At 74.5% G+C, this 20,175-nt stretch carries 14 protein-coding genes; 6 read left to right on the plus strand and 8 right to left on the minus strand.

All coding sequences use genetic code 11. The annotated features are described in order from the left end of the window. Window positions 1-17: 17 nt before the first annotated feature. Genes ACFY8O_RS08020 through ACFY8O_RS08030 form a run of 3 tightly spaced genes read right to left on the minus strand, consistent with a single transcriptional unit; the run spans window position 18 to window position 2,076 of the window. Window positions 18-263, minus strand: coding sequence for an aroma-sacti cluster domain-containing protein (locus tag ACFY8O_RS08020; RefSeq protein WP_387899979.1), 246 nt, complete (start codon window positions 261-263; stop codon window positions 18-20). Further along, entirely contained in the window at window positions 260-994 is a 735-nt protein-coding gene (locus ACFY8O_RS08025; RefSeq protein ID WP_387899981.1) for an iron-containing redox enzyme family protein, read from the minus strand. The genes ACFY8O_RS08020 and ACFY8O_RS08025 overlap by 4 nt, the downstream gene beginning before the upstream one ends. Then, window positions 991-2,076 (minus strand): radical SAM protein, encoded by a 1,086-nt coding sequence (locus tag ACFY8O_RS08030; protein ID WP_387899983.1) that lies wholly within the window; start codon window positions 2,074-2,076, stop codon window positions 991-993. The genes ACFY8O_RS08025 and ACFY8O_RS08030 overlap by 4 nt, the downstream gene beginning before the upstream one ends. Window positions 2,077-2,435: 359 nt before the next feature. On the opposite strand from ACFY8O_RS08030, the gene ACFY8O_RS08035 reads away from it, so the two are divergent. From ACFY8O_RS08035 to lanKC, 3 genes are all read left to right on the plus strand, one after another. Beyond that, window positions 2,436-2,594 (plus strand): hypothetical protein, encoded by a 159-nt coding sequence (locus ACFY8O_RS08035; protein WP_167526112.1) that lies wholly within the window; start codon window positions 2,436-2,438, stop codon window positions 2,592-2,594. 175 nt (window positions 2,595-2,769) lie between these two features. Then, the gene (locus tag ACFY8O_RS08040) at window positions 2,770-4,110 is read left to right on the plus strand and encodes an MFS transporter (RefSeq protein WP_387899985.1); all 1,341 of its coding nucleotides are present in this window, start codon (window positions 2,770-2,772) and stop codon (window positions 4,108-4,110) included. A 74-nt stretch (window positions 4,111-4,184) separates the two neighbouring features. After that, window positions 4,185-6,794, plus strand: coding sequence for a class III lanthionine synthetase LanKC (gene lanKC / locus ACFY8O_RS08045; protein ID WP_387899987.1), 2,610 nt, complete (start codon window positions 4,185-4,187; stop codon window positions 6,792-6,794). On the opposite strand, the gene ACFY8O_RS08050 is transcribed toward lanKC, so the two are convergent. From ACFY8O_RS08050 to ACFY8O_RS08070, 5 genes are all read right to left on the minus strand, one after another. Next, window positions 6,781-8,646, minus strand: coding sequence for an AfsR/SARP family transcriptional regulator (locus tag ACFY8O_RS08050; protein ID WP_387899988.1), 1,866 nt, complete (start codon window positions 8,644-8,646; stop codon window positions 6,781-6,783). The two genes, lanKC and ACFY8O_RS08050, sit on opposite strands and share 14 nt — an antisense overlap. Window positions 8,647-8,858: 212 nt before the next feature. Then, window positions 8,859-11,774 carry a helix-turn-helix transcriptional regulator gene (locus tag ACFY8O_RS08055; protein ID WP_387899990.1) on the minus strand — a complete coding sequence of 972 codons (2,916 nt, stop codon included), beginning with the start codon at window positions 11,772-11,774 and terminating at the stop codon, window positions 8,859-8,861. 79 nt (window positions 11,775-11,853) lie between these two features. Further along, the gene (locus ACFY8O_RS08060; RefSeq protein ID WP_145801427.1) at window positions 11,854-12,051 is read right to left on the minus strand and encodes a hypothetical protein; all 198 of its coding nucleotides are present in this window, start codon (window positions 12,049-12,051) and stop codon (window positions 11,854-11,856) included. Next, the gene (locus ACFY8O_RS08065) at window positions 12,048-15,149 is read right to left on the minus strand and encodes a type 2 lanthipeptide synthetase LanM family protein (RefSeq protein ID WP_387901046.1); all 3,102 of its coding nucleotides are present in this window, start codon (window positions 15,147-15,149) and stop codon (window positions 12,048-12,050) included. The genes ACFY8O_RS08060 and ACFY8O_RS08065 overlap by 4 nt, the downstream gene beginning before the upstream one ends. Before the next feature lie 538 nt (window positions 15,150-15,687). Continuing rightward, window positions 15,688-16,752, minus strand: coding sequence for a LacI family DNA-binding transcriptional regulator (locus ACFY8O_RS08070; protein WP_145801428.1), 1,065 nt, complete (start codon window positions 16,750-16,752; stop codon window positions 15,688-15,690). A 110-nt stretch (window positions 16,753-16,862) separates the two neighbouring features. Between ACFY8O_RS08070 and ACFY8O_RS08075 the strand changes: the two genes are divergently transcribed. From ACFY8O_RS08075 to ACFY8O_RS08085, 3 genes are read left to right on the plus strand one after another with little or no spacing between them, the layout of a single operon-like run. Continuing rightward, complete coding sequence (locus tag ACFY8O_RS08075; protein ID WP_145801429.1) at window positions 16,863-18,014, plus strand: Gfo/Idh/MocA family protein; 1,152 nt, start codon at window positions 16,863-16,865, stop codon at window positions 18,012-18,014. Next, window positions 18,011-19,153 carry a dihydrodipicolinate synthase family protein gene (locus tag ACFY8O_RS08080; protein WP_387899992.1) on the plus strand — a complete coding sequence of 381 codons (1,143 nt, stop codon included), beginning with the start codon at window positions 18,011-18,013 and terminating at the stop codon, window positions 19,151-19,153. Before ACFY8O_RS08075 ends, ACFY8O_RS08080 begins: the two co-directional genes overlap by 4 nt. After that, the gene (locus ACFY8O_RS08085; RefSeq protein WP_387899994.1) at window positions 19,150-19,983 is read left to right on the plus strand and encodes a sugar phosphate isomerase/epimerase family protein; all 834 of its coding nucleotides are present in this window, start codon (window positions 19,150-19,152) and stop codon (window positions 19,981-19,983) included. The genes ACFY8O_RS08080 and ACFY8O_RS08085 overlap by 4 nt, the downstream gene beginning before the upstream one ends. The last annotated feature ends 192 nt before the right edge of the window (window positions 19,984-20,175 follow it).

A 20,175-nucleotide genomic window follows, 5' to 3' on the forward strand; every position in this document is an offset into this window, starting at 1 on the left:
CCCCGCCCGGGAACCGCTCAGAACAGGGCGCCGCCGGCGATCTCGCCATGTGCCTGTACCTCGGGTTCCACCGCGTCCAGCCGGCTCTTGATGTCGAGCAGCACGGCGAGCTCCTCCTCCGTGAGCTCGCTGAGCACGAGGCGCTGTTCGTCGGTGAGCAGGTCCACCGGCAGTCCGGCCTCGTACAACGCGGCGGGCAGCGGGGGATGTCCACCGTCTCCGGGTGCCCGGGGTGTGCCGTTGCCTTCGGATGGTCGGGTCATCGGGTGACTCCCGTCGGTGAGGAAGGTCCGGCCCCCCGCGGCAGCGGCGCCGCCGCGGAGCGCCCGAGCCGGACGAACAGCCGGGTGAGCGCGTCGAGGGAGTGCAGGGCGCTGACCGTCACGTCGGACTCCTGGCCCCGGGTCAGCGGCAGCCGGTCCAGCAGCGCGTACAGCTCGTCCAGGTGGCCCGTGTCCAGCGCCGCGTGCTCCCGCACCGTGCGCAGGGCGGTGTCCGGCAGCCCGGTCGTGGCCGCGATGCGCGGGGTCAGGTCCGGGGCGGGGGCGTACCCCTCCAGCACCGCGATGTAGCCGAGCAGGGCCACCGGGTGGTGGTGCTCGACCCAGTAGTACTGGGAGCCCGCGAGCGCGGCGACGACCGGGGAGGGCATCGGGCCGAGCGCCTCCCCCGGCGGCGAGCCCGCCGCCCGGATGTCCTCCAGCAGCCAGGCGTCGTGGCCCTCCTCCTCCCGGATGTGCTCGCGCAGATACGCCGCCAGCGGGCCGGCCAGCGGGTCGCCGTGGGCCTCCAGCAGCGTGGCGCGTTCCAGGGCGCGTTCCATCAGCGGGACGGAGGCGCGCACCACGGTGTGCATGGCGCACAGATAACGCCGGTAGCGGGGCAGCAGCTCCTCGGCGCGCCACATGTGCTCCATCGCGCCCAGCAGTTCCGTGTCCGTCAGCCGCAGGGTGACCCGCAACCGCGTCGAGGAACTCGGCCCGGAGGCGCTCACCGGGGACCGCCCCCGGCGGGAACGCGTGCCAGGACCAGGGGCGCGTACGCGGCGCAGCCGTGGTGCCGCACGACGCCCACCGGCCCGTCCGCCGCCCCGCGCCGTGCCGCTGCCAGGTCCAGCAGAGCGCCGACGGCCCCGGCGGCGAGGGAGCGGGCCTCGTCGGCGGCCCGGTCGTCGGAGCTCAGGGCCCGGCAGCCGTGGCAGTACGAGGCGCCGCCGGGGGAGGCCCCCGCGCGCGCCGCCAGATGGGCGGGGCCGACCGTACGGATCATCCGCAGCACCGGTGACTCCAGGGCCCGGTCACGTACGGTCGCCCAGTCGTCGGTGGCGATGTGCCCGAGGTACAGATGGGCGGGGGCCGGCCGCAGATCCACCGTGTCCTGGTTGCAGCAGGCGAGCACCGCCCCGTCGAAGGCGACCACCGGCCAGGCGGCCATGGCGCACGGCGACACCGCGCCGGCCTCCGGGCCGGTGCGGGCGGGGGAGGCCCAGGAGGCGGCCCTGCCGAACGCCCGCACCTCGTTGACCAGTGAAGGGACCTGGCCACCGAACTCGGCGTCGACGGCCCGGGTGATGTCCGCGAGGTAGGGGTCGTCCGCCCCCGTGCCCGTGAGGTGGAAGCTCACCGCCACACCCGTCGCCCGGATCCGGTGCACCGCCCGGAACACGTCGGCCCGGGGGATCTCCCGCTCGTGGTGGGCGTCGAGGCTGGCGGAGAAGTGGTCCACGCTCCTGATCGCCCGAAGGACCGGCGGCGGGATCTCCCGGGAGCGGGCGAAGAACATGCCGCTGAGCAGCGCCGTACGCGATCCGGCGGCGCGGGCCCGGGCGCTCAGCTCCTCGACGAGCGCGGGCAGCAGCAGCGGCTCGCCGCCGGTCAGCATCACCACGTCGGGGCGGTTCTCCGGGACGAAGGAGCCGACGAAGCGCACCAGGGCGTCCGCGTCGGGCTCCTCCCGTGTGGTCAAGGACGAGCCTGTCGAGCAATGGGCGCAGCTCAGCGGGCAGCGCCGGGTGAGGCCGAGCAGCAGGCCGGCGGCGGGGAAGGGCCGCCGTCCGACGAGTTCGCCGAGTTCCATGCGGGGCCGCCTCCTTCTCGGGGCCGGAGCGTGCGGCGCCGGGGACCGTTTCCCGTGGACCCACCGGCGTGCGCGGACGTGCCCCCAGGGTGCGAGCCGGCGGTTCGGCGACGGTCCACAGATGCTTCAGGAGCGGTATGGGCGCAGCTCAGAAGGGTGCTCGCGGGCGCCCCGGAGCCCGTGGACGGTGGGGGAAGCCGTCCTGAACTGGACCGATACCGGAGCCATACCGCCGCCGAAGCGTTCGCCAGGCGGCCCCTCCTAACTTTCTCGGCAACGGCAGGCAACAGCCCGCCGCACCGGAACCCGGCACCTCAGGGCCCCGGAACCAGCGCAGTCACGAGTGGACGGAGACCACCATGGCCGAGAACACCAAGCCCGCCGCCGACGACACCAACGACGAGACCCCCGAGGTCGAGGCGCACTCCGTGCTGGACCTCCAGGAGACGGCCAACAAGGAGATCGAGGCCCCGGGCGGCAGCTGCGTCAGCGTGATCAGCGTCGTCCTGGCGGACTAGCCGGGCGCACCGGGCGGCGCCGCGGAGGGCAGGTGCAGGAGCTCCCGCCGTGGCGCCCGGCCGGCTGGTGACGTGGGGCGGTTCCGTCGTGACGGAACCGCCCCGCCGTCGATTCCGCGGCCCGGCCGGGCCCGTACCCCTCGTCACGACCCAGACCGTCCCCCGGGAGTTCACGATGACCACGCCGCTGCGCGGCAACAGGGATTTCCGGCTGCTCTGGCTGAGCGGCCTCTTCGCGGTCCTGGGCGGGCAGATGAGTGCCCTCGCCCTTCCGCTGCTGGTGCTCAAGGAGACCGGATCGGCGGTGCAGGCCGGAGCCATCGGGACGGTGTCCGTGGGAGCCGTGCTGATCACGATGCTGCCCGGCGGGGTGATGGCCGACCGGGTGGAACGCCGCAGGCTGATGCGGATCTGCGACGTCGGCAGCCTGATCGTCGTCACCGCCCTCGCCGCGGCCGTATGGTCCGGCCACGTCCCCATGACCCTCGTCCTGCTCTGCGCCGCGGCAGGCGCGGTGATCGGCAGCGTCTACGGTCCGGCCGTCTTCGGCCTCATGCGCGCGGTGGTCCCGGCCGACCAGATGGGCACCGCCACCGCGCGGCTCCAGGCACGCACCCAGACCGCCCGGCTCGTCGGCCCGCTCGTCGGGGGAGCGCTGTTCGGCATCCATCCGGCCCTGCCGTTCGCGGCCGAGGCGCTGGGCCTGTTCCTGTCGACGGTCTGCGTGGCCCTCGTACGCACCCGCTCCCGGGCCAGGGCGAAGGCGGGCGCCGTGTTCAGCCGGCGCGAGCTCACGGCGGGCCTGACCTTCCTGTGGGGCCTGCCCTACCTCCGTACGGTCCTCCTCGTGTTCGGCCTGGGCATGAACTTCGCGTTCGGGGCGCTCACCTTCACCGCCCTGACCGCGTTCTCCGACGGGGGCAGGTCGGGCGTCGGCGGCGGCTTCGTCCTCACCTGCGTATCCGCCGGGGCACTGTCCGGAGCACTGCTCGCACCCCGGATCAGGCCCGCCCGGCACTCCCGGATCCTGATCGTCGCCACCTGCTGGACCTGTGTGGCGGCTGCCGGGGTGATGGCCTGGGTCAGCCGGCCGGTGGTGGCCGGGCTCATGTGCGCGCTCACCATGTGCCTGTCGACGATCGCCAGCATCGGATTCCTCTCCAAGCTCCTGGTCGTGACCCCCGAGGAGAAGGTGGGCCGGGTCCAGAGCGCGGCCGGATTCCTGTCCTCCATGGTCCAGCCGTTCGGGCCGCTGGCCGGGGGAGCGCTGCTGACCGCCTTCGGCGCCCGTTGGGCGTTCGCGCTGACCGGCTGCGTGCTCGCCCTGTCCGCCCTCGTGGTCACCTTCGCCCCCTCGGCACGGACGGAGCCCGCCCCGCCCGACGAGGCCTCACCCGCCGGCACACCGGAGCCGGCCGCCGGGCCCGCACCGGCGGACGACGGCCCCGGACCCGTGCCCACGACGGGGCCCGAGCACACACCGGCCGCCGCGAGACGCGCCGTCCCCGGGGACTGATCCGCGGGTGAGGCCCCGGCCACCCACCGTCACCGTCCGTGCGTCCCACGGGCGTCGAGAAGAGAGAGCCGAGCGTGCCAGGCACCCAGGAAACCCAGCTGTACTGCCTCGCCGACCGTACCTACTACGACACCCCGGCCCGGCTGCCCGACGAGGAGTCCCGGTACCGGCTCGACACCGATCCGCCCCCGGACGGCTGGCGCCGCGAGGCCGTGGGCCTGTGGACCTCGCTGGTCCCCGAGGGCGCCGAACCCGCCGAGCAGGGCTGGAAGATCCACGTGTCCACCATTCCCGGTGAGGCCGAGGCCACCCTGCGCGACACCGCCCGGATCTGCCTCCGCCACGGGGTGCCCTTCAAATTCCTGCGCAGCGAGAAGGCGTTGCTGCTGATGGCGGACAAGCACATGAACCGCAGCGGCGCGGGCAAGTTCGTCGCGGCCTACCCGCCCGACGAGAGCGCGTTCCTCGCACTGGCCGACGAGCTGTCCCAGGCCCTCGCGGGACGCAGCGGACCCTACGTCCTCAGCGATCTGCGGATCGGGGACGCGCCGGTCTACACGCGCTACGGGGCCTTCGTCCCCCGCTGGTGCGCCGACGCGGACGGCCGGCAGGTCCTCGCCCTGCGCGACCCCGCGGGGGAACTGGTCCCGGACGAACGCGGAGTGGTCTTCAAGATGCCCGCGTGGGTCGAGGTCCCCGCCGCCCTCCGACCGCACCTCGCGGCCCGCGCCGCCGCCCGCGACGACACCTTCCCGTACACCGTCACCGAGGCACTCCAGTTCTCCAACGCGGGCGGGATCTACCTCGCCGAGCACCGGGGGACGGGACGGCGCGTGGTGCTGCGCGAGGCACGCCCGCACTGCGGGATCGACGGCGCGGGCGACGACGCCGTCACCCGCCTGCACCGGGAGCACCGGGCGCTGACGGCGCTGGCCGGACTCGACTGCGTACCCCGGGTGTACGGGGTGCGGACCGTGTGGGAGCACCACTTCCTGATCGAGGAGCACATCGAGGGGAACACGCTGCTGGAGGAGGTCGTCGCCCGCTTCGCCCTCGTACGCGGGGCGGACACGGCGGACGAACTCGCCCCCTACGTCGCGTGGACCGAGTCGGTGACCGCTGAACTCTCCCAGGCCCTGGAGGCGATCCACGCGCGCGGTCTGCGCTTCGGCGACCTGCATCCCTCCAACATCATCGTCCGGCCCGACGGCCGGATCGCCCTGGTCGACTTCGAGTACGCCACCGCCCTCGACGACCAGGACATCCCGCTGGCCGGTGCCCAGGGCCTCCAGGCACCCCAGGGCACCCCCGGGGCCGAGGCCGACGCCTACGCGCTCTGGGCGACCTGGCTCAGCATGCTGATGCCGGTCATGGAGATGGCCGGACTCGAGCGGGCGAAGGCCCTCACCCTGGAGCGGTGGGCCCGGCGGCGGTACGCCCTGCCGGCCGCAGCGGGACCCCGCCGGCCCGCACTGCTCCAGGGCCTGGACGCCTCGCGGCGGCGCGAAGCCGAGGTGGCCGCCCTGTTCGAGGGGCCCGAGGTGGACTGGGCCGGGATCCGCACCCGCCTCCTGGCCGGGATCCACGCGGGAGCCACCCCCGGCCGCGCGGACCGCCTCTTCCCCGGAGGCCCGGACCTCTTCGCCACCGGCGGGACCGACCTCGCGAACGGTGCGGCGGGTGTCCTGTACGCCCTGCACCGGGCGGCTGCCCCGGTCCCCGCGGAGTGGGCCGACTGGCTCGCGGACGCCGCACTGCGCAGGAACCCCGCCGGCGCCGGCGGCCTCTACGACGGCCTGCCGGGTGCGGCGTTGGTGCTCCGTCTCCTGGGCCGCGCCGAGCAGGGACGGGAGGTGTGGGAACGTGCGACGTCCGTCGCGCCGACGACGGCATCGGTGGATCTGTTCACCGGACGCGCGGGCACCGCGCTCGCGGCCCTGCGCATGGCACAGGTGGACGGGGCGGCCCCCGACACCGCACTGGTCGACAGCGCGCTGGGCACCGCGCGGGACCTGGACCGGCTGCTGCGCGGCGAACACGTCGACGGCATCCGCCTGCCGGAGTCGGCCGGGCTGCTGCGCGGGCTGAGCGGCGCCGCCCTGCTCCTCCTCGAACTGCACACCCTGACCGGCGAGGACTGGCTGCGCCGTGCCGCCCGCACCGCCCTGGAACGCGAGGCCGGACACCTCGTCACCATGGAGGACGGCTCGCTCCAGGTGAAGGACGGCCGGCGCCATCTGCTCTATCTCGGCCAGGGGAGTTCAGGGGTCGCGCTGGTCGCCCAGGCGTACAACGCCCTCCACCGGGACGAGGCGCTGAGCGCGCTCGTCCCGGGCGTGGCCCAGGGCTGCGCCATGGAATTCGTCCGCGAGCCGGGGCTGTTCACCGGGCGCGCGGGTCTCGCCGCCGCCGCCGGGCAGCTCGACCCCGTGACCCGGACCGGGCCGGGCGTGCTGGCCTCCGTACGCAACCTCACCTGGCACCTCGTCGCCGACGAGGACCGGCTGCTCGTCCCGGGTGCCACGCTGCGGCGCTTCTCCGCCGACCTCGGGACGGGGGCTGCGGGGCTGCTGCTCGCCCTGCACTTCCTCTCCGCGGGCCGTGACAGCGCCGACGGGGACTCCGGCGCCCGGCGGGCCGGGGGCGCCGCCCCCGGCCTGCTGGACCTGCTCACCCTCGGCTGACGAGGCGCGAGACACCGTCCCCGGGCGGGAGGGCCGGCTCCAGGGCCCCGCCCTCCCCGGGGCCGGCGTTCTCGCGGGCGTACAGACAGAGCAGCGGGGGCACCTCGTACAGCGCCGCGTGTGCCGTGACCTCGCCCGAGGGGGAGGTCACCGCACCGCTGTCGATCAATGACTCGACCGCGCGTATGGTCTCCCGCTCGTCGCGGCCCAGTGCCTCCATCGCCCGCTCCAGCGTGAAGCGGCCGTCCCCCGCGAGGGCCGCGATACGGGCCAGCGCCGTCCGGTCACGGACACCCAGGTCCCGCCAGCCCGCCGCGAGCCGGGCGCGTACGGACACGTCCCCGGCCACCAGCTCGTCGAGGGCCCCCGCCGGGGCGCCGAGCCGGTCCGCGTACTCCGCCAGCGGAAGGTGCCTCAGCACCCCCAGCCGCATCCCGCTCACCGCCACCGCGAGCGGCAGGCCGCCGCAGGCCCGCACGATGCGCAGCGCCGCGTCCGGGTCCGTCCGCAGCCGGTCCCCGCCGATCAGCGTGGCCAGCAGCTCCAGAGCCTCGTCCTCCCCGGGGGCGGCCAGCGCCGTCCGGTGCACCGCCTCCAGACCGGCGAGCTGGCCCCGGGCGGTGAGCAGCACCGCACACCGCCCTGACCGGGGCAGCAGCCCCCGCACCGACGCCTCGTCCGCCACGTCGTCCAGCACGATCAGCGCCCGGTGCCGGGACAGCCAGTCCTGCCAGGAGTCCTCCGCCCGGGCGGGGTCCGGACGGGCCGGTCCGGCCACCCCGCACAGCCGCCCCAGCTCGTCCAGCATGTCGTTCCGGGTGCGTGCGGCGCCGTCCTCGCGGCGGGCCCGTACGTGGACGCGGCCGTCGGGGAACCGGTCCGCGAGGAGGTGGGCCGCCCGCACGGCCAGGGCCGACTTGCCCACCCCGGCCGGACCGGAGACGACCACCACCGCACCGTCCGGGCCGCCCGACACCTCGACCAGCCGGGCCAGTTCGTCCACACGGCCCGTGAAGTGCCGGGCGTCCGCGGGGAGCGAGGTGGCGCCCGTGGCCTTCCGGGGAACGGACGCCCGGCCCTCGCCGAGCATGGCCCGGTAGAGACCCGCCATCGCAGGGCTGGGTTCAAGGCCCAGCTCCCGGGCGAGCAGCTGCCGGTAGTCGTCGTACACCGCCAGCGCCTCCGCCTGACACCCCGTCTGGTGCAGGGAGTTCATCCACGCGGCCCGCAGCCGCTCCCGGAAGGGGTGGCGCTCCACCAGGTCCCGCAGGCCGTCCACCGCGACGCTCGCCCGCCCCGTCTCTATCTCGGCCTCGGCCCAGTCCTCGTAGACCGTGAGGCAGCGGGCCTCCAGCCGCTCGGCCTCCTCCGCCACCCCGGCGGAGTCCCGGAGGTCGTGCAGCGGAGGACGCTCCCCCCACAGGTCCAGCGCCTCCCGCAGCAGCCGGGCGGCCGTGCGCAGGTCGCCCCGCTCGCCCGCCGCCCGGCCCGCCCGCGCCAGCGTCCGGAAGCGCAGCGTGTCCAGCTCGCCCTCCTCCACCCGCAGCCGGTAACCGCCGCAGTCGTGCACCACACGCCCCCGGTCGTCCCCGTCCACGGCCCCGAACAAGGCACGGGCGGCGCTGACGTAGACCTGGAGGTTCTTGCGCGCGGTCCTCGGCGGGCCCTCCGGCCACACCACGTCGGTCAGCACGTCGACGGGCACCGGGGCGTTGGGCCGGGACAGCAGCGTGGCCAGGACCAGCCTCTGTTTGCGTGGCCCGAGCGGCAGCGGCCTGCCGTCGATCACCGCCGAGAGCGGCCCGAGCAACGAGAAGTACACCGCACCGGGGCGGACGGGGGAAAGGGGCATCAGCGGGCCTCCTGGCCGGGGGAGGGGCGACGATCTGCCGTACGGTGCCGATGCTGCCGCGCCGCGGAACGGGGCACATCGGTAGGCGCCCCGCATCTTCCGGCTGACGCCCCCGACCCCCACCGCCCTACGCCCCCATGCCGAGCGCCGTTTCCCCCATCAGGAGGCCGGGCCAGGAGCGAGCCGGCCGTCCGCATGGGGGAACGCCCCGCTCAGGGGGTGTCGGTCACCCACTCCGCGGCGAACTCGCACAGGGCCGAACGGTTCGCCCGGCCCGTCTTGCTGAGCAGACTGGCCAGGTGCTTCTCCACCGTGCGAGGGGAGATGGACAGCCGCCGGGCGATCTGCTGGTTGCCCGGCCGCTCCGCCAGCAGCACGAACACCTCGTACTCGCGCGGAGTCACCCCGTTGGTCCGCAGCGGCGGGGGGATCCGGTCCCGCCCGCCGCGGTGCTGGGTCACACTCACCCCGGCCTGCCGCAGGGCCGCCCGGCACGCGGCGGCGGCCGGCTGCACCCCGGCCGCGTGGAAGAACTCCTCGGCGGTACGCAGCCACACGACCGGCTCGCCCCATCCGTCGGCGAAGGCCGCGTCTGCGACCAGACGGAGACCGAGGTGGCGCGCCACCGGGAAGGCGGCGGACCGGGTGTGGAAGGACGCCACCCGCCGGGCGGCCCCCGCGGGATCGCCCTCCCTGCCGAGCAGCACCGCCTCCGCCAGTTCGAGGAACTGCCGGTTCCAGGCCAGGTCGGCCCCGGACGCCCCGGCCACGGCCTCGTACTCGCCGCGCCCCGCCTCACCCGCCAGCACCCGCAGCAGCGGGCGCAGCCCGTAGCGACCGCTCAGGTAGTAGTAACTGGGGTGGTCCTGTTCCCAGTCCAGGGCGGCCTCCAGGGCCTCCACGGCACGGGGACGGTCCTCCTCCAGCAGCGCCCCGATCGCCCCGCAGAAGCCCAGCCGAAGGGGCATCAGGGCGGACTGTTCCCCGCCCGCCCTGCGGAACGCGGCCAGGGCGCGGTCCGTCTCCCTGCGGCGGCCCCGGTGCGCCGCCGCCGCGGCGGCGGCCAGCAGCAGGTAGCGGTGGGCGCCGTGGTTGCCGATCCTCGCGCTCGCCTCCGCCGACCGGGCGGTGATCTCCTCCGCCTCCTCCCACCGGGCGCACATCACCGCGTTCATCGCGAGCAGGCCGTCGACCGTCTGGGCCAGCAGCAGGGACCCCAGCTCCGCCGCGGCGGAGCGGGCCGCGTGCAGACGGGCCGCGTCACCTGTCCGCATGAAGCCGTTCACCCCCAGCCGCACGAGCGCCTCCACGCGCCAGAGCGGCAGCGCGTGCGCGGTCGACAGGGTGAGCATCCGCTCCAGGCACGCGTCGGCGGCGTCGAAACCCCGCTCCCTGCGCAGGAGGGCGAGCAGTTGCCAGGCCTGGCAGGCCACGACCGGAAGACCTTCCGCCTCGGCGGTCTCCGCGGCCTGGAGAGCGGCCTGCTCGGCGGCCTCCGGCTCCCGCCGGTCCTCGCCGGGGAGCAGCGAGAGATGGCCGTCGACCACGGCGAGCGAGGCGCGGCGCGCGGGGGACGGGGAGGGGCCGAACAGGGCCCGTGCCGCAGCGATCTGACGTGACGTGTCCTCGGCGCGCTCCGCCATGACGGCCACCCAGGCGATCTTGATGTGGGCGTCCCCGCGCCGGGCGGCCTCCTCCGAACGCGCGGGGAGGGGCGGCAGGGTGCCGGCCAGCGTCAGGGCCCCGTCCAGGTCTCCGCCCTCGGCCCGGGCCACCGCCAGGGACTCGGTGACGGCCGCGAGGTCCGCGTCCCCGGCCAGCGAGAGGGAACGTTCCAGCAGGACCACGGCCGACCCGTGCGAACCCGAGGCGAGCATCCGCCGTCCCGCCTCGGCGAACTGGAGCGCGGCCCGGGCGCGGTTGCCCGCCGCGAGCTCCAGCGAGGCAACCAGCTGGCGCCGGTCCTCGTCGAGCGGCTCGCCCGACCGCTCGACGGCCGCCGCGGCGCGCCGGGCGAGCGCGGCCCGCTCGGCCGGGGCGAGGGAGGAGACCAGCGCCTCGGCGGTCAGGGTGTGGCGGAAGGTGTAGCGGTCGGGGGCGGCCCCGTCGGGGGCGATCACACCCGTCTCGACCGCCGACCGCAGATGCGTGAACAGGGCCCGGTCCTCCAGCCCGGTGACGGTCTGGAGGACCGGCACGGAGAACTGGCTGCCCAGGGTGGCCGCCGTCAGCAGCAGGTCCCGCACGGGCTCGTCCATCCGGTCCAGCCGGTGGGCCCAGCTCCGGAGGATGCGCGACGGGAGGGTTCCGTCCGGCTGGTCCGCCGCCTCCCAGCCGCCCTCCGTGCGCCGCAGCCTGCCGGTGTCGAGCAGGTCGTCGAGCAGCACCTCGACCAGGTAGGGGTTGCCCGCAGCGCGGGCCACCAGACGCTGCTGGACCGCTTCCGGTATCAGCTCCGGCGGTGTCTCCAGACAGGCCCCGGTCAGGGTCCGTACGTGCGCGTCGTCGAGGCCCCGTAACTCCACCACCGCCGCGGTGTGCCGCTGCTCGGCGGAGCGCACGAGGTCCAGCGCGGTCGCCGGCTCCGGACGCAGGGTGCCCAGCAGCAGCAACGGGAGGTCCGCCAGATTGTCGATGACGTACTCGACGACCGCGACGGTCTCCGTGTCGCAGTCGTGCAGGTCCTCCAGCAGCATCACGCAACCGGTGTCCCGGCCGAGGACCGACAGCAGCCGCAGCAGCGCCTCCGCCAGCTCGACCACGGTCTCCGTGTAACCGGCCGCCGCCCCGTTCCGCCATTCCGGGACCAGCCTCGCCAACGCCGGGTGGTACGGCGCCAGTTCCGGATCCGTCGGCGTGCCCGCGGCGCGGAAGTGGGACGACAGGGCCTCCACCAGTGGGCGGAACGGCACGACGAGCCCGGTGGAGCCCGCCCGGCCGCGCAGCACCGGCATCCCCAGTCCGTAGGCGCGGTAGGCGCACTCACCCACCAGCCGGGACTTGCCGATCCCCGCATCACCGACGAGGAACAGCGCGCGCCCCGAACGCCGTCGTGCGGCGTCCAGGGCGCTGCTCAGCAGGCCGATCTCCTCGTCCCGTCCGACGACGACCGGCGAATTCGCACGCATGGCCGCAGGCTACTGGAGCCGTACAGAGTGCGGCAGTAGGCACATTCCCGTCATGACGTGCCCAGGTGGCGGGAACGGGTCACATCGGGACCGTGAACGTCGTCCAGGGAAGGTCGGGGCCGTTGACGACATCCCCGTCCGAGGCGCTGAGGAGTCTGCTCCGCAGCCCCAGTCCGCCGTTGTTCCCGAGCGATATCCGGCCTGCGGGGTGCTCGAAGGCACCCTCGTGCGCCGCGGTGACGTCCACGTATCCGGCCGACTCGCTGATCTGCGTCATCTCTGCCTCTTCTTCTGGTCGTTGGTCGAGAACGTCATGGGCACGTGGGTCCGGTCGGCCCCCGTGGAGTGGCGCATGAGCAGTGCCGGCCCGATGCGGTCGGGGAACCCCGCCCGCAGCAGACCGTGTCCGATGCCCGACAGGCCGGTGAGCAGCCCCGGGTGAGGTACGTGTCCGGGCGTCCCGCAGTGCGGCTGCGCCCGGTCGGCGGCGGCCAGCAGGGTGCCGGTCCGGCGCAGCCAGTGGGGACGCAAGCGGGGCAGGGCGGCGTGGCCGAGCAGTTCCAGCACGCCCAGTTCGCCGTGGCACAGGCTGTCGTCCCCCTGCGGCTCGGCCCGGGCCACCTCACCGGCCCGCTCCGCCAGCCAGTCGCCGAGCTCCGCGTCGGCCAGGGCCTCGGGGCTGTCGGCGACCGCGAGGGCGACCCCCGACAGCCCCTCGCACCAGGCCCGGCCGGCGCCCGCGCCGCGTACGGCGCCACGCAGGACGTCCAGCCCGCTGTCCCTGTGGCGCGGGCCGCCCCCCGCCCCGGCGAAGCGCAGCAGGGCCCAGCCGACGCCCGCCGCCCCGTCCGCGAAGCCACCGGACGCGGGAGGCGGGGACGCCACGAGCCGTTCGGCGCACCGCTCCGCGCCCCGCCATGCCTCGGTCCTGCCGGTGGTCCGGTGCACGGCGAGCAGCGAGACCAGCCCGCCCGCCGCGCCGGCGCGCACCCCGAGCCCCTCCTCGGCCGAACTCGCCGCACAGGCGAGCCGCGTGGCGGGCCCCGCCCAGTCCAGTACCCGGGTGTCGTCCAGCAGCGTGCCGACCTCGGCCAGGGCGTAGGCGATGCCGCCCAGGCCGGAGAAGGCGCCTGAGCCCAGCACTCCGAGGTCGTCCCCGCGCAGGTGCAGGGCGTCCAGCAGACCCGGCAGCGGTGCCAGTGCGGCCCGGGCCGCGTCGGCGTAGCGGGCTGCCCCGGTCAGGGACGCCAGCTGCGCGAGGAACAGCGCGGGCCCGGTGTAGCCGCCCGCGAGATCTGCGGCCAGCGGCGTGAGACGCCAGTAGCGCTCGCCGAGCAGCTCCAGGCCGAGCCAGTTGGTCCGGCTGCCGCTGTGGTAGGCGAGCGAGACGAGCTGGTCACCCACCGAACGCGCGGCGGACAGCAGCCGCTCCGGTTCCGGCGCGGTGGCCTCGGCCCGGGGCCTCGCGGATCCCGTGGGGCCGTGCGGGGGCGCGGTGGACGTGCTCACCATCGCGGTGCGGATGATCCGTTCCTGGTCCAGGCGGTCCACGGTGTCCAGGGCGCGGATCTTCGCCTCCACCCGCGCCAGTCCGGTGGGCCCGGCGGGCCCACGCATCCTGCGACCGCCGCCGCTCCACACGTCGGTGAGGTCCGGACGCGTGGTGAACACCGGAACGTCGCCCTGCCACAGCTCCGCGATCTCCTCGTCCTCCAGTCCGGCCAGCGCGGGGGCACCCAGGGCGCCCGTGCGCAGGAGCGCGAACACCTGCTGGCGCTCGGCGGCGTCCCGCATCAGATCGGGGTGGGTCGACTCGTGCAGCAGAGTCGCGTACGTCCAGGTCGGCCTGGACACGAAGCGTGTCTCGTCCTCCGCGAACATCCGCAACAGCCCTTTGGCGCCCAGGAGTTCACCCCGGGCGTCGCTGACGGCGGTGTAGGCGGCCCGGAATCCCTCGCACAGGGCGTCGGTGAACCGGAACGGATCGGCCGGGGCCCCGTCCAGGGTGGGGCGGTTCGCCGATTCGGTGAACCGTCCCGTGGTGCGCACCAGGTGCATGGTGTCGGTGCCCGCCGCCGCCCAGGAGGCGGTCTCCAGCGGGGAGGAGGCAGCACGGCCGCCGCCGACGGCGGACATGTCGAGTGCGGCGGTGTCCCCGACGAGCAGCTGCGGAAGCAGCCCGACGCGGTGCACCGAGCCGTGCAGGGCGCGGGCGGCCGGATCGGCCGGCGGCACCTGGGTCAGCGGCGGATGGAACAGCGTCTCCACGTCGACCAGGACGGGATGAGGCCCGCACGCGATGAGGTTCTCGTGGTGCAGGTCGGTGCCGTCCAGGACGTGCAGCAGGGCCAGCAGGGCGCCCAGGCGCCGGTAGAAGAGCGAGGTCTCGGACGCCGAGCGGCACGGGGCGTCCTCGACGAACTCGGCCCAGCCGTACGCTCCCCGGTCCAGGACCCGGGGAGCCCGCAGACCGGGCGTCCCCGCGAGGGAGTTGAACCACTGCACCAGGGTGTCGAAGTGCCGGTGCGCGGCGAGCGGGCGCGGCTTGTAGACCAGCCGGGCACCGTCGGCGAACCGCAGCAGCATCACCGACCTGCCCCCGCGGTGACTGTCGCCCGTACCCGCCTCCACCTCGGTCAGCGTGTGCGGCCCGTAGCCGGTGACCCTCGCGCCCCGGTCCCCGAGCACCGACGGGGAGCCGAGCGTCTGCCCGTCCCCGAGCACGGAGGAGGACGCGAGGAGCTCCCCGTCCACGGCGAGTCTGCCGAGCATCTCGGCGAACGCGTCGGCCGCGTTCATGGCCGCCTGGGCGAGGACCCTGGCGAGCACCGGATACGTGGTGACCAGCGAGGCGAGCCCCGCCCGGCTCGCGGTCAGCCGCAGGAAGTCGCGGAAGCGCTCACGCGGTCCGAGGCCGGTCAGCCTGCCGCCGATCCGCGCGTCGTGCAGCTCCGACACGAGGGTCCGGGCCGCCAGCAGGGCGAGGCGCCGCTCCACGTCACGCCGGAAGCCGTCCAGCACGCCCGTCGGGCAGGAGGCCGGCCCCGACGGTGCGCCCCCGTCCTCGGGCACCGCGCCCGCCATCCGCTCGGCGGCCAGGACCGCGAACGGGGCGACGACCGGGAAGAAGCCGGTCAGGCCCGGATGTTCCCTGTCCTCGATCCGCGCCGAGCGCGGCGCCCGGACGACGGCCTCCCGGACGAACCGGGCCCAGTCGGGCTCGTTCGCCGGGCGCGGGCCGACGGTGCCGGGGACCCACCACGGATCACCGTGCTCGCGGAAGCCCAGGAGACCGGTGGCGTCCGGCACCGGGGCGTGGACCTCGCCGCGCGCACCGCCCGACGACGCCGTACCGCCGATCGCTTCCTTCTCCACCACCGCGTTCACCTCCCCGGCCGCGGGAGCCCGAGCGGTGCTCCCGTGCTCATCCTGGAGGGTTCCGGGGGCGGGCACATGGGGGAGTCGCCCCCATCTTTCGGGGTGCGGAGTCCCGGCCGTACGGGCGCGCCCCGTCCGACGGGATGCCTCGGTGCGGGAGCGCGCCTGCGCTGTGGGTGCGGGAGCCGGCCTGTCCCGTCGGTGCGGCGCCGGCCTGTCCCGTCGGTACGGGAGCGCGGGTCGGTCCTGTCGGTCCTGTCGGTCCTGTCGGTGCGGGAGCGCCGGGTGCCGTTGGAGCCGGCGGTACGGGTCTACCGGGCACGGCCTGCCGAGCCCCGGCGCGCCGGGACGGCGGGCTCAGTGGGACGGCGTACAAAGCCGAGGCGGGGCAGGGGAGCCGGGGCTCAGCGGAAGGCGTACCGATCCCCGGCGTGCGGCGACAGCGGCTCAGTGGAACGCCGCACAGGGCCGAGCGCGCATGGGCGGCTGACTCGACGGGCGGCCTGCCGAGCCCCGGCGGGCAGGGCCGGCGGGCTCAGTGGGACGGTGGGGCCGTCGATCCCCGCTCCATGAGTTCGGCGTCGATGGTCGCGATGCCCCCGGGCGGCGGTGTCTCCTTGCCCATCGCCAGCCGCCCCGCCCGTGCCCCCGCCTCGAACAGCGGCAGCCGTACGGTCGTCAGGGCGGGCACGGCGTCGACCGAGAACGGCAGGTCGTCGAATCCGGCCACCGAGACGTCCTCGGGGATGCGGAGCCCTCGGTCCCGTACCGCCGCGCAGGCACCCAGTGCCACGGTGTCGTTGGCGGCGACGACGGCCGTCACATCGGGTGCGCGGCGCAGGAGTTCGCGGGTGGCGTCGTATCCGGAGCCCCGGTCGTAGGGGCCGTGTTCGGTGAGGTTCTCCTCGTCGCCCTGCAGCCCCGCCGCCGCCATGGCCTCGCGGTGGCCCTCCAGCCGGTGCCGGGTCGTGGTGCGTTCCAGGGGGCCGGCGACGTAACCGATCCGCCGGTGTCCCAGGGCGATCAGGTGCTCGGTGAGGCGCCTGGCGCCGCCCCGGTTGTCGAAGGTGAGAGCGGCGGCGACCGCGTCGGTGTCCGGGAGCGGCGGGCGTCCGCAGAAGACGATCCGGGTGCCGGCGTCCGCGAGCTTCGCCAGCTTCGCGGCCATCGCGGCCTGGTGGGCCGGGTCCTCCAGCGCGCCACCGGTGAGGACGACGGCCGCGGCGCGCTGGCGCTGGAGCAGGGTGAGATAGGTGAGTTCGCGCTCGGGGGAGCCCCCGGTGTTGCAGACGACGGCGAGTTTCTCGCCCCCCGCACGGCCGGAGCCGTCGCCCGGGCCGCCGATCTCGCTCTGCGCGGCACCCGCCATGATCCCGAAGAACGGGTCGGCGATGTCGTTGACCAGGATCCCCACCAGGTCGGACGTGGCGGCGGCGAGTGAGCTGGCCGGGCCGTTGAGCACGTAGTCCAGCTCGTCCACCGCGCGCAGGACCCGCTCCCGGGTGGACGAGGCCACCGGGTAGTTGCCGTTCAGCACACGGGACACGGTGGCCGGGGACACCCGGGCGCGGGCCGCGACGTCCGCCAGGGTGACGGTCATTGCTCTCCTCCGAGGAGTTGTGGAGCGGCCCCTCTTGTCCGGGTCGCTGTCGGCAGGCTAGCGTCATACCGCATAGAAAGCGCTTGCTACGGCTGTATGGAGGAACTTTCGTGACACGCAGGACAGTGCGCATCGCCATGAACGGCGTCACGGGACGCATGGGATACCGGCAGCACCTGGTGCGCTCGATCCTCGCGATCCGCGAGCAGGGCGGCCTCGACCTCGGTGACGGTGAGGTGCTGTGGCCGGAACCCGTGCTCGTCGGCCGTCGCGCCCACGCGCTGGAGGAACTCGCCGCGCGGCACGGCCTGACCGAGTGGTCCACCGACCTGGACGCGGTGCTCGCGGACGAGTCGATCGACATCTACTTCGACGCGCAGGTCACCTCGGCCCGCGTCGAGGCGATCAAGAAGGCGATCGCGGCGGGCAAGCACATCTACACCGAGAAGCCCACCGCCACCGACGTCGAGGGCGCGCTCGACCTCGCCCGGCTCGCCCGGGACGCCGGAATCAAGCACGGCGTCGTCCAGGACAAGATCTTCCTGCCGGGTCTGCTCAAGCTGAAGCGTCTCATCGACGGCGGCTTCTTCGGCGAGATCCTCTCCGTGCGCGGCGAGTTCGGCTACTGGGTCTTCGAAGGCGACTGGCAGGAGGCCCAGCGCCCCTCCTGGAACTACCGCGCGGAGGACGGCGGTGGCATCGTCGTCGACATGTTCCCGCACTGGGAGTACGTCCTGCACGAGCTGTTCGGCCAGGTCACCAGCGTCTCCGCGCACGTCCAGACGCACATCCCGCAGCGCTGGGACGAGCACGGCAAGCCCTACGCGGCCACCGCCGACGACGCGGCGTACGGCATCTTCCAGCTGGCGGGCGGCGCCGTCGCCCAGATCAACTCCTCCTGGGCCGTCCGCGTCAACCGCGACGAGCTCGTCGAGTTCCAGGTGGACGGCACCCACGGCTCCGCCGTCGCCGGGCTCCGCAACTGCCGCGTCCAGCACCGCTCGGCCACTCCCAAGCCGGTCTGGAACCCCGACCTCCCGGTCACCGAGTCCTTCCGCGACCAGTGGCAGGAAGTCCCCGACAACGCCGAGTTCGACAACGGCTTCAAGGCGCAGTGGGAGCTCTTCCTGCGCCACATCGTCCTCGACGAGCCCTACACCTGGGACCTGATGGCCGGTGCCCGGGGCGTGCAGCTCGCCGAGCTGGGCCTCAGGTCCTCGGCCGAGGGCCGCCGCTTCGACGTACCGGAGCTGACCCTGTGACCATCCAGCTCCCGCAGGGCGCGTACGAACCCCGCACCACCCCGCTCGACCTGGCGCCGAACGGGGCCCCGCTCGCCTCCCGTACGGTCTTCTCCGCCGCCCACGTCGTCGCCGATCCCTACGCCGACATCAGCCCCGACGACCCCGTCGCCGTCGACTGGGACGCCACCCTCGCCTTCCGCCGCCACCTCTGGTCGCACGGCCTGGGCGTCGCCGAGGCCATGGACACCGCGCAGCGCGGCATGGGGCTGGACTGGGCCGGCGCGGCGGAACTGATCCGCCGCTCCGCCGCCGAGGCGAAGTCGGTGGGCGGCCGAATCGCCTGCGGCGTCGGCACCGACCAGCTCACCGGCCCCGCCACCCTGCCCGAGGTGCGCGCCGCCTACGAGGAGCAGCTCGCCCTCGTCGAGGAGAGCGGCGCGCAGGCCATCCTCATGGCCTCCCGCGCGCTGGCCGCCGCGGCGAAAGGCCCCGAGGACTACCTGGAGACGTACGCCCATCTCCTGCGCCAGGCCACCGAACCCGTCGTCCTGCACTGGCTCGGCCCCATGTTCGACCCGGCGCTGGAGGGTTACTGGGGCAGCGCGGACCTCGACGCCGCCACGGACACCTTCCTCAAGGTCATCGCGGAACACCCGGACAAGGTCGACGGCATCAAGATCTCGCTCCTGGACGCCGAGCGCGAGATCGACGTACGGCGCCGGCTCCCCGGCGGGGTGCGCTGCTACACCGGCGACGACTTCAACTACCCCGAACTGATCGCGGGGGACGACCGTGGCTTCAGCCACGCCCTGCTCGGCATCTTCGACCCGCTGGGACCGCTCGCCGCCCACGCCGTGCGGGTCCTGGACACCGGAGACGTCCAGGGCTTCCGTGACCTGCTCGACCCCACGGTCGAGCTGTCGCGGCACCTGTTCCAGGCCCCCACCCGCTTCTACAAGACGGGCGTGGTGTTCCTCGCCTGGCTGGCGGGTCACCAGGACCACTTCACGATGGTGGGCGGGCTCCAGTCCGCGCGCTCGCTGCCGCACCTGGCGAAGGCGTACGAACTGGCCGACCGGCTCGGTCTGTTCCCCGACCCCGAGCTGGCCGAGTCCCGTATGCGCGCGCTGCTGGCCGTCCACGGAGGAAGCCGATGAGCACCGAACTCTCCCGTCTGTCCCTCAACCAGGAGACGGTCCGGCAGCTGTCCCTCCCGGAGCTCGTCGAGGGCTGCGCCAAGGCCGGCATCGGCAGCGTCGGGCTGTGGCGCGCTCCGGTGCAGGAGTACGGCGTCGAGCGCGCCGGGCAGCTGATGCGGGACGCGGGCCTCACCGTCACCAGCCTCTGCCGCGGCGGTTTCCTCACCGCGGCGGACCCGGCCGGACGCGCCCGCGCCCTGGACGACAACCGGGCCGCGGTCGACGAGGCGGCCGGCGTGAACACCGACACCCTGGTCCTCGTCTCCGGCGGCCTCCCCGAGGGCGACAAGGACCTGTACGGCGCGCGCGAGCGCATCGCGGACGCGCTGGCCGAACTGGCCCCGTACGCCGCCGAGCGCGGCATCCGCCTGGCGATCGAGCCGCTGCACCCGATGTTCGCCTCGGACCGCTGCGTGGTCTCCACCCTGTCCCAGGCCCTGGACCTGGCGGAGCGCTTCCCCGCCGAGCAGGTCGGAGTGGTCGTCGACGCGTATCACATCTGGTGGGACGACCAGGCACCCGCGCAGATCGCCCGGGCGGGTGCCGGCGGGCGCATCCACTCCTTCCAGCTGGCCGACTGGATCACCCCGCTCCCGGCCGGAGTTCTGGTGGGCCGGGGCCAACTGGGCGACGGCTGCGTGGACTTCCGCGCGATGCGTGCCCAGGTCGAGGCGACGGGCTTCGACGGGCCGATCGAGGTCGAGATCTTCAACGAGGAACTCTGGGCCCGTGACGGGGCCGAGGTGATCGGTGAAGTCGCCGCCCGCTACCTGGAACACGCCTGCTGAGAGCCGGTCGACGGCGCAAAGGTAAAGAGATCGCCAAGGCGTGCAACCTTTACGCACCATGCCCGGTCGTACTCTGCGTCGGGACTTCCGGGGAGGGGTCCGGGGGGACGGGAAGCCCGACGGAGGGGGAAAGCGAGGGGGGTCCGGCCTGCGGGCCGGGCCCCATTCCGCTTTCCGGGGCCGTTCCGGGGC

Origin of the sequence: Streptomyces argenteolus (genome assembly GCF_042902585.1) — a bacterium.
Lineage (GTDB): Bacteria > Actinomycetota > Actinomycetes > Streptomycetales > Streptomycetaceae > Streptomyces > Streptomyces argenteolus.

Coding starts and splice junctions, on each gene's coding strand:
- ACFY8O_RS08020 (WP_387899979.1), bottom strand. CDS start 263: ATGACCCGACCATCCGAAGGCAACGGCACACCCCGGGCACCCGGAGAC.
- ACFY8O_RS08030 (WP_387899983.1), bottom strand. CDS start 2,076: ATGGAACTCGGCGAACTCGTCGGACGGCGGCCCTTCCCCGCCGCCGGC.
- ACFY8O_RS08035 (WP_167526112.1), top strand. CDS start 2,436: ATGGCCGAGAACACCAAGCCCGCCGCCGACGACACCAACGACGAGACC.
- ACFY8O_RS08040 (WP_387899985.1), top strand. CDS start 2,770: ATGACCACGCCGCTGCGCGGCAACAGGGATTTCCGGCTGCTCTGGCTG.
- ACFY8O_RS08050 (WP_387899988.1), bottom strand. CDS start 8,646: ATGCCCCTTTCCCCCGTCCGCCCCGGTGCGGTGTACTTCTCGTTGCTC.
- ACFY8O_RS08055 (WP_387899990.1), bottom strand. CDS start 11,774: ATGCGTGCGAATTCGCCGGTCGTCGTCGGACGGGACGAGGAGATCGGC.
- ACFY8O_RS08060 (WP_145801427.1), bottom strand. CDS start 12,051: ATGACGCAGATCAGCGAGTCGGCCGGATACGTGGACGTCACCGCGGCG.
- ACFY8O_RS08070 (WP_145801428.1), bottom strand. CDS start 16,752: ATGACCGTCACCCTGGCGGACGTCGCGGCCCGCGCCCGGGTGTCCCCG.
- ACFY8O_RS08085 (WP_387899994.1), top strand. CDS start 19,150: ATGAGCACCGAACTCTCCCGTCTGTCCCTCAACCAGGAGACGGTCCGG.